Origin of the sequence: Fortiea sp. LEGE XX443 (genome assembly GCF_015206815.1) — a bacterium.
Taxonomy (GTDB): domain Bacteria; phylum Cyanobacteriota; class Cyanobacteriia; order Cyanobacteriales; family Nostocaceae; genus Nostoc_B.
Genome location: NZ_JADEXZ010000045.1, coordinates 16,716 through 28,660, shown reverse-complemented (window position 1 = coordinate 28,660; position 11,945 = coordinate 16,716). Strand labels below are relative to the sequence as shown.

Here is an 11,945-nt window from a genome sequence, read left to right as displayed (position 1 = left end):
TTAATGTGAATTCTACAGACTTCTCCCTCCCAGCCTTCTTTTCCTAAAACTATCTATTGCCCGGATTTTTTTTAACAAACAGACAAAATACTTAAAATAAAATCAAGACGATTGATGGCTATAGTTTTGAGGGAATGTGATGAACGTAGTTCATGTAAAAATGGGCGGAGTCGAAATTAAAACAAACAGACTTAGGGGATGCGAGGAGAAATCAGAAGTTAATATGTATTTTGGAAGATTCGGCAGCCCAGCCAACCAGTAAGTAGCTTACCATAAACAAGCCTCAATGTTGTTCGGATCAGCACTATAGGAATCCGGTTTGATTACTGAACATACTTCTGTAGGAAGGGAACAGGGAACAGCAAAGAAGGCTGGTAGCAATGTACTGATTTTTTTCAACAATCAAATATGAGTCCTATAGCAGTCTTCAAAAATAGGGATTAAATCCCTATGTAATAATGTATCTGTCTACTCAAATGTCATGTTTTTTCTGCTTTTTTACATCCTACTTTTATTAAAAAAAATAGTTTATTGCAGAAAACAAAAACTTATCTTTTATCTTTGATTTAAAAAATAATTAATCCTTTTCTTACTGTTTCATCAAGCCTTATCTAGCTAAACTAAGTGATTGAACACAATTAACAGCTTGATCATTGATGGATAGAGGTATTTCAATATAAAACTCAGTTCCCTTACCAGGTACTGACAAACAGTTCATCTTTCCCTTATGTTTTTCAACTATAATCTGATAGCTAATTGATAAACCTAGTCCTGTACCTTTACCAACGGGCTTAGTTGTAAAAAATGGGTCAAATACTCTTTCTTTAACTGCTTCTGACATTCCTAAAGCATTATCAATAATTCGGATAACTACATTTTTTGTTTCTAAAACTTCTGTAGTAATTATAATTTTACTAGGATTAGATTGAATTTCCGTAATATTTCGTTCACTATTGAAGCTATCTAAAGCATCAATTGCATTACTAATAATATTCATAAATACCTGATTAAGTGAACCGGGGTAGCACTCTAGCAAAGGTAAATTTCCATAATTTTTTATGACTTCAATTCTAAAGTGATCAGATTTCTCTTTTAGCCGGTTTTGTAAAATTAATAACGTACTATCAATTCCTTGGTGAATATCAACTTTTTTCATCTCTGCCTCATCAAGACGAGAGAAATTTCGCAAAGATATGACAATTTCTGTAATACGCTCGGTTCCTACTTGCATTGAATGAACAATTTTGGGCAAATCCTCAAGTATGAAATCTAACTCAATTGCTTTAATATAATCTCGAATTTCTACCTCTTGATGGTCATAATACTTCTGATAAAGATGCACAAGTTTTAGTAAATCTTTAGTGTAATCATTAATATACTTTAAATTTCCATAAATAAAGTTAACAGGGTTATTTATTTCGTGAGCAATTCCGGCAACTAATTGCCCCAGGCTCGACATTTTTTCAGCCTGAATTAATTGAGCTTGAGTTTGTTGCAGTTCCTTCAGGGATGTTTCCAGCTTTTGAGCTTGCAACTGGGCAATCTTAGTGAGATGCTCTTTGATTCGTAGTGCATTCTGCAATTCTGTACGTTGGTGAGTCAGTTCTGTAGTTAACTTTTCAGTATCAGCTAAGGCAGTATTCTTAGCTTGTAATAAAAAGAGAAAATCAGTAATTGGGTCGTGAATAGCAAAATCCTTAAGTTTGATACCAAGAGGAGGTAAATTAGCTGTATCAGTAATCCAAGGAGAGCCTAAGAAAAATATAATTTCCTGCTCTTGCTGATACATCATTTGACCCTTGAGATACATTCCATTATGAAGAAATTCCAGAATGAAAAGAGAGCGCGATTTTTTATTAATGGTATCAAAATCAACTGGAATATTAGGCCGATTAATATGAAAATGCTGCTCAATCTGACTACCGACAAGTGATTCAGAACTGATACGTTCTAAAACATCACCAGCCTGTAAAATTTCTCGCTTCTGGTTAAATACAAAATGGAATGGAAAAGCTTTAGCAAATAATTCTGGTGAAAGACTGATGTGAGGAGTAACCATTCATGTAGCGCTCAGTGTGGTTTATATTTCACTAAAAATTCATCATGTTCAGCACCATCATCCCGGCTCTGGGTTTGAGTAATATCAACTTCTGTCTCAAACCTTGCACCTAAACCCTTCACTAAACCAACAATCATTGGAGTTAACCCTTCTCTGGTAGAGCGATAGTGTAAGCTGAGGGAATCTTCTCCCATCTCGCTACACTCAAATGATGGGGGTTGAAGCTGAGGAAAGCTGACTCCTACACGCGCATGAAGATTATCAAGGTTTTCTAGAAACTCAGGTAGGTTATCCCCACTCATATCCATCATCTCGCCATAGCCTTCTTCGGATGTGTATTTCACCCAAAATTCTCCAAAGGCTTGCATAATATCTGAAGACGGTAAACCTAAAACCACGCTAGCTGCTTTTACTAACTTATGAGTGATGTCATCGGGATAGCCTTCCATGCTAATGAAAACATCTACACTCACCTCAGCTTTTTGCTTAATCTCTTTCCAAATTTCTTCCCCAAAGCGACTACACACCATATCTTGAATCGCCTTGTTGACTAATCCATACATAAAAACCACCTCTAACTCTAATCTATACCCAACTTTAATTTGTCAATTTGACCAATTTTCAACAAGAAGATTTCCTACAAAAACAATTTAAATTTTAATGTTTCTGTATTTACCATTTACAGCTTTACATCTGGGAAAATTAGGATATGTTGCTTGAATTCTAATATGACAAATCAGTATGCCTGCATCCGTATTTACACCCTTTTCGTTCACATATAGTTATGAATTAACAAGAAGTAATGAATCGGGAGAAAAGCTATATTTAGAAATTTGACGTTGGATTCCATTAAAGAATTGGACACGGGCATCCATTGCTTCTACAATAGCTAACTTAACCTTGATATCACTGTCCTCCTCACTCATCGTGATTCGAGGTTCAATGACTGCTGCTAATTTCGCTGCATGACTATCATCCACATCAATATGGACTTCAAAAAAGATTAAAGATTCTTTGGGTAAAGGAGCAGCTCCGACAATTCCTTTATATAGTTGCGTATACAAAGAGCTAACAATTCCTTCGGAAGCATAGCAGACTGCACCCAGCGCTGCTAAATAGCCATACTGATGCGGAATTCTCAAATAGGTTTCGATTAAAGCACGAGTTTCTGGTGTCGTGGGTAATACTGCTAAAGTTTTGTCATCAATACCAAGCGCACGGGTAAATCGGCGAAACAATTCTGGATGAGACTTATCTGTATCGCCTTGTCCCATTTCGTCAAATAGGTTTTCTAAGATGACTAACTGAGCAGCTTCATCTGGGCAGCAAGACAAGATACTGGCTAGAATTCGATTGAATTCTTTGGAGAACTTATACATCTGAACAGCTAGTATCTGTATATCTGAAAGGTACAAATTTCCAGTACGACAGTGCTGAAGAAACTCATGGTTCCATAAAGGATGATTCAGCGTTATTTCACGGTAAGAATGTTTGATTAAAGACGACATAATCTGTTGTGTGTTATTTTGATACTCTGATGGCTAGATGGAGGGGTAAATCGAGTAAAGGGCTAAAGAATGATTCATCTAATGCAATATGCTCTGAAGTAACATGTAGTTCTTGTAAAGTGGGCATTGTATTGAAGCCAGCAATTTTTAGAGCATTAAAGTAATCCTCAAGAGTTTTATGAATCAACTGCACATTTAACCAAGAACCATCACGTTTCCAAATACGTCCAGGAAAAAGTTGATCTCGCTTGCTAAAGTAACCTCTCTCTTCAACTTGAAAATAAAATGGATATGCTGCTTCCCGCATATATGGAAAAGATGGGTGGGGAATACTAAAGACAAATCGACCACCAGGACGAAGAACACGGACAACTTCTTTCATACATTCCTGGGTCTGGTCAATTGTCAAATAGTTAAATAAGAAAACAGCAACAATTAAGTCAATTTCTCCATTACCAAATTGTTTGAGATTAGTAGCGCATCCTATTTCATACGTAATTTCTAAAGCTTCTTCTAATTCTTGTAAGCGGGCTGCTTCTATCATCCCTTGAGAAATATCTATTCCATGAACTTGTACAGCACCACGTCGGCTTAACTCTCGACTGCAATAACCTTCACCACAACCTAAATCGAGTACTCGTAGTTCATGAACAGGTTCACAAAGTTCTAGTATAAAAGGACGTGCGGTAAAGTCTGAGAGAGAAATAGGTTGAGTTCTAATCCACTCAGATGCTGTGCGATTATATAGATGACTAGTTGATTTTTTGTTATTTAGCATTGACATTGTTAAAAAAATATTTATATTTTATTTATGTTGGTACTTATCAGTTTCAAATATTCAACGATTGTTGAAATTATTTATTTTTTAACACCTATTGACTTTATTTTTAAATGTTGATTTTACTGAAGTTTATTTATTTAATCTGTTTGCAGCTAGATGGCATTAAATTACACTAAATTAATAGTCGTTCTACCATCAAGCTACTATTTTATTTAATCATTACTAAATAAATCCGTATCTAACTTCATAACTGCTTTATTTTAAATATCTGCATAAACTTCATAATTCTGCTTGCTGATTAACTTGTCTTTAACTTCATCTTGCTTTTACTAATATTTACAATAATTAAGAATTTGCTAAAGATAAATTGAAAAATAAAGTAGTATATCCTACGAAGGATAAACAGAATAATATTGTTAAATTTTAATAACAGCAATCGTTTTAAACAACGATTTGTCTGCGGATGTATAAGTAGTTTGGCTAATTTAAAAATAACTAGGAAAAAATGATAATCAAAGAATCACCAGTAGACAATAAATTACAATATGATCGTGCGATCGCATTTTCTCAACTTGGTGACAAACTGTTCAACGAACTTGCAGAAAGAATCGCTACAAGACATCAGTACCGCTTACTATTTGAACATACATTAAAAACTGAGCTATTCCAGCAAATTAGAGTTGCAGTAGCAGGTTACATTTCGGCATGTCTGAATAGTCCGATAATTCTTTCAGAAACCGAAATGCTGAATCGGTTGTTAGAAGCCAGAAATACTTTGCCCAACTACACTGGGACTGGTTTATTAATGCCCAAGCGAGAACACGTTTTAGCATTTAACGTTTTTCAAAAAAGTGTTGCTGATGCTTTCTATCAACTGGGTGCAAATGACATTATCGATTCTGTAGATTTACCAGTAAATCTACGTATGGTTTATGGTCAAACTAATGCAGAAAAATTGCGTTTGCCTTTTACTAGTTCAAAGTGCCATAGTGATGTATGGGCAGGCGTTCCATCTGATGCTACTGTCGTAGTTTTACCATTATTTGGTGACATTGATAATATTACCATCGAAGCAGGTGAAATGCCTCGTGAAATGGAACTAGGAGCTATGGGTGTGATGTCTGACTTTGATGAAGGTAAAGATATTCCGATGGTTGTTTCTTACACAGAAGCAAAACTACAACACGGGACGATGTACTTTAATGATGCACGAGGATTGCACCAAACAGTTAGACGGAAAACTGAAGGTCTGAGGATTTCAGTAGATTTCAGGTTTCGGAGAAAATTCAACGAAGCTTACCGAGCAATGGTAGTACCTAGTATTGCTGGTGTTGAAGAAGATATGAGTGTGCCTTATGAAAACTGGCTGAAGGTTGGCAAAGAAACATTAATTGTATTTGATGAAACTGTGGAACAGATGAAACAGCGACAGAAGAGTAAAGTTTCTGAGCCTCTTTATACTAGAGGGTATCGCTTAGTAAATATGTTTGATTAAATCCTGGAAATATAGTAGGTTACAGGTGATAGGTGACAGATTACAGGTTACAGAATTAAAAGCCTTGTGGTGTCTAATTTTTATGCTCTGTTGATGTTCTAAACCATAGTCTGCAAAATAGGGAACGGGAAACGGTGTGATGCTTGTTTCCTGTTCCCTATTAAGTTACACAGTACCCATAAACACCCGTTCAGCTGGGCCAGTCATGTAAACCCGTTGGTCTATTTCTGACCATTCAATTTGTAAGCAACCTCCTGGTAATTCTACAGTAGCAGCGCGATCGCATCTGCCAGTTAATACGCCAGCTACTAAGGATGCACAAGCACCTGTCCCACAAGCTAAGGTGATACCTGCACCTCTCTCCCATACCCGCATTTTTAGGTAGTTACGACTAACCACTTCAATAAATTCGGTGTTGGTTCTTTGAGGGAAAGCTGGGTGATGCTCAAACTTCGGGCCTATGATTTCTAAAGAAATTGCAGCCACATCTTCGACAAAGGTTATGCAGTGGGGATTACCCATACTCACACAGGTAACTTCCCAAGTTTGCCCTGCCACTTCTAGAGGTTGATTAATGACTTTGGCATCAGCAGCGCCAAGGGTAGTAGGAATTTCTTGAGCTAGTAGCCGAGGTAAACCCATATCTACCTTGATTTGACCATCGAGCATTAGCTGGGGTGTCATCGTACCAGCTAAGGTATGAATGCGATATTTATCTTGATTGCGGGATAAGCCCTCTAAATCTGCGAGAAACGCAGCTAGACAGCGAATGCCATTACCACACATTTCCGGTTCTGAACCATCGGAATTGAAAATCCGCATAGTGTAGTCAGTACCATTTTCTCCAGGTAAAGCAAAAATCACACCATTTGCGCCAATGCCAAAGTGGCGATCGCACCACTGAATTGCTTGCTCTGGAGTCAGGACTGGTGAGGATGATGAGCGATTGTCAATTAAAATGAAGTCGTTTCCTAGACCGTGATACTTAGTAAATTTGATTGCCATTTTTCCAATGATGAATTATCAATGATTAGGAAAGTATGAAGTATGAAATTTTATCCTTCATAATTCATAGTTCACAACTACTTACTGAAAACATTTTCTATTGTGAATAAACCATTATCAAAAATGCCTACGACTGAATTTGATACATCACTACCAAGCATTCGACAACTGCAAAACCTGATTAAACAAGCAGCAGTGGTAGAGTTCAAACTGGTCACAGGTGACCTGCTGACAGGTAAGGTTTTATGGCAAGATCCAAGTTGTGTGTGTATTGCGGATGAAAACAGCCAGCAAACAACCATTTGGAAACAAGCGATCGCCTACTTCCAGCCTAAAGGTTAATCACTCAACTTCAGTCTTTTTTGTACTTAAGGCAGAAACTCTTTCAGCGTTTGCGCCTCATTAGCTTTTGCCACGGGCATAGATAACGGTACTTTACTGGCTGCGACGAATAATGATTGTAGTTGATTCAAACTCGGTAAGCTACCACACAACAATACTTGGTCGCCAACTCGCAGGTCTGTTTTATCATCAGGGCGGCGAATAAACTTACCATCGCGTCGCAGTGCTTGCACCTGCACTGATGTTTCGTGGTTCTTCAAATCTGCAAGGGTTTTATTCTCAACGGGAGAATCAGCATCGACGACTATCCATTGACAAGCACTATTTTCTCCGGGAACGGCTATCTTACCCTGAGCAAATTCTTCTAAGGCTGCTAATTCCTCAGATGCGCCGACAACCAACAAGCGATCGCCTTCTTCTAATTTGGTTTGATTATTGGGATAATCGATTTCATTACCGTTAGCGCGGCGAATTGCCATTAAACTTACGCCTGTTAAGTAACGCATATCTGCTTCATCTAAACTCATGCCAATTAGAGGTGAAGTAGACGGTAGAAGATACCAGCGACGATTTAAATCACGAGTTGCTTGTCTTAAATCGCGGGAAACCTCGTCAGCAGAACGCTCTGGCCGCAAAGCCAAGTAATGATCGTTGCGGATTTGTTGCATTTCCCGTTGGACTACAAATGGCGAGAAACCTAAGTCATTTAATAGATAGGTTGCCATTTCTAAACTAGCTTCAAATTCTGGTTGTACAACTTCCCTAGCCCCTAATTGATAAAGTACTTCAATATTTTTGTCTTGGGTGGCGCGAACAACTAAATTTAGTTCTGGGCATAACTCCAAAGCGCGTTTCAGGCTCAGACGAGTACTCATGGGATCAGGAAGTGCGATCGCCATTCCTTTGGCATGGTTTACGCCTGCGGTTTCTAAAACGTGGAAACTCACGCAGTTACCGTAAACATAAGGCACTCCTGCTTCCCGTAACTGCTGAATCCGACCTTCGGATTGGTCTATGACTACCACAGGTAAGTCATGCTGTTGCAATAACTTGACCAAATTCTTGCCCACACGCCCATAGCCACAGACAACTATATGATCTTTGACAGGTAATTCTTCTGATACATCTCGTGCTTCACCTTCCCCAGCTAAATAGGGTTTCAGCCAAGGCATAGATTCGGCAAAGTTAAATAGGAGTGGTAGTAGCCGCAGTACAAAAGGGGTGAGAATGAGTGTGACCGCTGTCGTCCCCAAAATTAATAAATATATTCGTCGGGACACCAACCCCAATACTTGTCCTTCACTAGCGAGAACAAAAGAAAATTCCCCAATTTGTGCTAGTCCCAAGCCAGCAATGAAGGCTGTTTTCCACGGATAGCGGAACAGCTTGACTAAGGGGGTAATAATCAAAAACTTACCGACAAAAACCAGTGCCACTAACCCTAAAATTAATTCCAGATTGTTCCACAAAAACACTGGGTCAATTAGCATCCCAATGGCAGCAAAAAACAAACTGGCAAAAATATCTCGTAGTGGCTCTACGTAAGTCAGGGTTTGGTCGGCGTACTCCACCTCCGAAATCATCAGGCCAGCGACAAATGCCCCCATCTCAATTGAGAGTCCTAGATACTCTGTAAGCAGGGCAATCCCCAAACATAAAGCTACTACACCTAGTAAAAATAATTCTCGGCTTTCGGTGCGGGCTAACATTTGCAATAATGGCGGTATTAACCAAATTCCTGCCACTACTGCCCCAGCGGCAAATAACCCAATCCTTACTAACGCTGTTAATACTGCTATACCGATGACTTCACCAGGTTCGTGAAGTGCGGGTAAGACTGCAAGCATTAGTCCTAAAGCTAAGTCCTGTACTACCAAAATGCCTAACATTACCTGCCCGTGGGGCGTTTCTGTTTCGTTGCGCTCCATCAAGCACTTGAGGACAACTGCTGTAGAAGACAAAGAGAGAATTGACCCCAAAAATACACCTTTTGCGGGTAAGCTTCCCCAGGCTCCCGTGATACCACAAAGCACCACTGTGATTAAGATTGTCAAGGTTATTTGCAGTCCACCGCCTCCAAGGGCGATCGCTTTAACTTTTTTTAGTTCTGCAAAGGAAAATTCTACGCCTAACGCAAATAATAGGAAAGCAACCCCGAACTGCGCCAGAGTCTCTACTTGAATAACTTCTTTAATCAGCCCTAGCCCAGCAGGCCCAACAACCATTCCACCGATGAGATACCCCAACAGCACGGGTTGTTTTAAAAGGGATGCCAACAGTCCCCCACAGGCTGCGACTGCCAAAACTAATACTAAGTCGACAATTAACCTAAAATCTTCCTGCACAATCTTTAAAAAGAACTATTAAGGCCTGTTAATTCAGTCTAGTAAGTTAAGCTAGAGTTTTCAAACATCCTCTAAAATAGTTAGATTCCAATAGCTCTCGCAAACTTGCTTAAATTATCCTGTCGCCATTTGGCATCAGCTTTGCGATTTGTCTGCAACTCCAAAACCCAAATTCCTTTAGTTGGAAGTGTTTTTAATTTTTTCTGCAACTGTGGCCAAGAAGTAATTAGTTCATGCTGCACATTGTAAGTAGCACATAACTGGGCAAAATTAATATCCTGTGGTGTGCCAAAAAATTCTTCAAAGGGTGGGTCAAATTTGGCAATGGGTAACATTTCAAAAATTCCACCACCATTGTTGTTGATTAAGATAATCGTCAGATGACCAACAAACTGATTGCGGATTAAAAAACCATTGGTGTCATGCAACAGTGCTAAATCTCCTGTTATCATCACACTACTTTGTTGACGATGGGCAATTCCTAACGCGGTAGATAGTGTACCATCGATACCGTTAGCACCACGGTTAAAGTGCGATCGCACTCCTAAATTATTAGGTCGCCAAAAAAACTCTACATCTCGCACAGGCATACTATTGGCAATAAATAGCGGTGTTTCTGGTGGTAGTGTTTGAGACAATAACCAGACCGCTTTACCTTCAAATAAATCCTCCATGTTCGTCATAGTTTGATCAACAGCGAGCCTGATTTTCGCTTCCGCAGTACACCACAGTTGCAGATATTCAGATGAAGCAGAAAACTTTTTCTTGTCTGTTTTCCATTCCCCCAACTCTTCCACTCTAATTCGTAAATGTGTTGTCTTTCCGTGGAGAGGGTCAAGGTTTTGGTCGCTAGGGTCAATTACCCAGCGTCGGGGTTGTGTATTACTTAGCCAATTACGTAATTCTTTACTGGTAGGTATATCTCCCACCTGAATTACCATTTTGGGCGCTAACTGCTTTCCTAGTTGCTGATTACGCAAAATCAGGTCATAGGTAGAAATTAAATAGGGGTTGAGGTCAGCATAATTTCTTAATGGTGAGAGTCCTTCGGCTAAAACTGGCCATTGGAGAGTTTGGGAAAGTTTAGCGATCGCTCTACAATACTCCTGAGGATTTTGTGGTTGGGCAACTCCAGCAATAATAATACCGCGATCGCATTGCTGCCATGCTTGGGGAGTCAGAAGACTAGAGTCTGGAGTCGAGATTGTATTTGTGACTGCGGCGAAGAATTCTTCTGTGTCAAACTGTAAGTCAGTACCATCAGGGATTGGTGCAAGGGGGTCACGAAAGGGAATATTCAAATGTACCGACCCTTGTGTTGGTGTTTGCGCTCGTTCCCAGGCATAAATTATGATTTGCCGCAAATACGCCAGCATGTCCATATCTGGAGAGGGTAAAGCTAACTCGGCTTGCCAGTTTGGGTAACTACCATATAACTTCACTTGGTCGATAGTTTGACCAGAGTGGCAATCTCGCAGTTCTGGTGGTCTATCAGCAGTGAGCAACAGTAATGGTACGCGACTTTCTTTGGCTTCAATGACTGCGGGATAAAAGTTTGCTCCTGCTGTACCAGAAGTACAAACCAGTGCTACAGGTCGTCCCGTGGCTTTAGCTACTCCCAAAGCAAAAAAAGCAGCAGAGCGTTCATCGAGAATAGAAATCGCTTCAATATCCGGTCTTTGTTGAGCAAAGGCGACTGTTAGAGGTGTAGAACGAGAACCAGGACAAATTACAGCACAAGTTAAACCCAGGCGCTTTAATGTCTCCGTCAAGACAAAAGCCCAAAGTTGATTAACATTCCTATAGGCGACCAGCATCAAATCCAAGGTAGCTATCAGACAATATCCAATTGTGGCATTCTCTCATACTGACTTTCAGTGAACATGTAGGCTTTCAAACCTTTGTTTGTTAAATTTTGTATGGTCAATTAATTGCAAATTTATCGGAAACACCTATGGACTGTATTCATTTAACTGGAATTCGCTGCTATGGCTACACTGGATATTTGCCAGAGGAACAGTCACTAGGCCAATGGTTTGAAGTGGATGTAAAGTTATGGTTAGATATTTCCTCAGCTGCCAAGACTGATGCGATCGCAGATACTCTCGATTATCGCAGTGTCATTAGCACAATTCAAAACCTCGTAAAAACAGCCAAGTTCGCTTTACTAGAAAAGTTAGCAGGTACAATTGCCGAATCTATCTTGCAACAGAGCGATCGCGTCACGCAAGTCCAAGTTATTGTCACCAAACCCGCAGCACCCATTCCTGATTTTGCTGGCAAAATCAGTATTGAACTCACCAGAACTAAATCTCATCTTTGAAGAGTTTGTGGTTGAAGACTAATTGCGTAAAATGCTAGTCAAATTAAATACTTTTGCAAAACCAAAGAGCAAGTCATATCCAATCAC

General features: G+C 39.5%; 10 protein-coding genes and 1 pseudogene. 4 read left to right on the top strand and 7 right to left on the bottom strand.

Annotation, left to right across the window (positions count from 1 at the left end; all coding sequences use genetic code 11):
• Positions 1 to 170: 170 nt before the first annotated feature.
• A pseudogene (locus IQ259_RS27780) lies at positions 171 to 266 on the top strand (hypothetical protein); the annotation flags it as partial.
• Positions 267 to 607: 341 nt separating this feature from the next.
• Here the strand turns inward: IQ259_RS27780 and IQ259_RS16945 are convergent.
• From IQ259_RS16945 to IQ259_RS16930, 4 genes are all read right to left on the bottom strand, one after another.
• Positions 608 to 2,059, bottom strand: a complete 1,452-nt coding sequence (locus tag IQ259_RS16945; protein WP_193886808.1) for a sensor histidine kinase — start codon at positions 2,057 to 2,059, stop codon at positions 608 to 610.
• An 11-nt stretch (positions 2,060 to 2,070) separates the two neighbouring features.
• Positions 2,071 to 2,622 (bottom strand): heme NO-binding domain-containing protein, encoded by a 552-nt coding sequence (locus IQ259_RS16940; protein WP_193886806.1) that lies wholly within the window; start codon positions 2,620 to 2,622, stop codon positions 2,071 to 2,073.
• A 219-nt stretch (positions 2,623 to 2,841) separates the two neighbouring features.
• On the bottom strand, positions 2,842 to 3,567 hold the full coding sequence (locus IQ259_RS16935; RefSeq protein ID WP_193886804.1) for a TenA family transcriptional regulator: 726 nt from the start codon (positions 3,565 to 3,567) through the stop codon (positions 2,842 to 2,844).
• Positions 3,568 to 3,580: 13 nt separating this feature from the next.
• On the bottom strand, positions 3,581 to 4,345 hold the full coding sequence (locus IQ259_RS16930) for a class I SAM-dependent methyltransferase (protein WP_228014590.1): 765 nt from the start codon (positions 4,343 to 4,345) through the stop codon (positions 3,581 to 3,583).
• Positions 4,346 to 4,853: 508 nt separating this feature from the next.
• Between IQ259_RS16930 and IQ259_RS16925 the strand changes: the two genes are divergently transcribed.
• Positions 4,854 to 5,843 (top strand): hypothetical protein, encoded by a 990-nt coding sequence (locus IQ259_RS16925; RefSeq protein WP_193886800.1) that lies wholly within the window; start codon positions 4,854 to 4,856, stop codon positions 5,841 to 5,843.
• Between the two features lie 165 nt (positions 5,844 to 6,008).
• Here IQ259_RS16925 and dapF read toward each other — a convergent pair whose 3' ends face one another.
• Positions 6,009 to 6,848: a diaminopimelate epimerase gene (dapF, locus tag IQ259_RS16920; protein ID WP_193886798.1), complete on the bottom strand. Its 840-nt coding sequence runs from the start codon at positions 6,846 to 6,848 to the stop codon at positions 6,009 to 6,011.
• A 123-nt stretch (positions 6,849 to 6,971) separates the two neighbouring features.
• Between dapF and IQ259_RS16915 the strand changes: the two genes are divergently transcribed.
• Positions 6,972 to 7,190 (top strand): RNA chaperone Hfq, encoded by a 219-nt coding sequence (locus tag IQ259_RS16915; protein WP_193886796.1) that lies wholly within the window; start codon positions 6,972 to 6,974, stop codon positions 7,188 to 7,190.
• Between the two features lie 26 nt (positions 7,191 to 7,216).
• Here the strand turns inward: IQ259_RS16915 and IQ259_RS16910 are convergent, their stop codons facing one another.
• Positions 7,217 to 9,535: a cation:proton antiporter gene (locus tag IQ259_RS16910; protein ID WP_193886794.1), complete on the bottom strand. Its 2,319-nt coding sequence runs from the start codon at positions 9,533 to 9,535 to the stop codon at positions 7,217 to 7,219.
• A gap of 80 nt (positions 9,536 to 9,615) precedes the next feature.
• A complete protein-coding gene (menD, locus tag IQ259_RS16905) occupies positions 9,616 to 11,352 on the bottom strand; it encodes a 2-succinyl-5-enolpyruvyl-6-hydroxy-3-cyclohexene-1-carboxylic-acid synthase (RefSeq protein WP_193886792.1) in 1,737 nt (578 codons plus the stop codon).
• 137 nt (positions 11,353 to 11,489) lie between these two features.
• Here menD and folB point away from each other — a divergent pair, with 137 nt between their 5' ends.
• The gene (folB, locus tag IQ259_RS16900) at positions 11,490 to 11,858 is read left to right on the top strand and encodes a dihydroneopterin aldolase (protein WP_193886790.1); all 369 of its coding nucleotides are present in this window, start codon (positions 11,490 to 11,492) and stop codon (positions 11,856 to 11,858) included.
• The last annotated feature ends 87 nt before the right edge of the window (positions 11,859 to 11,945 follow it).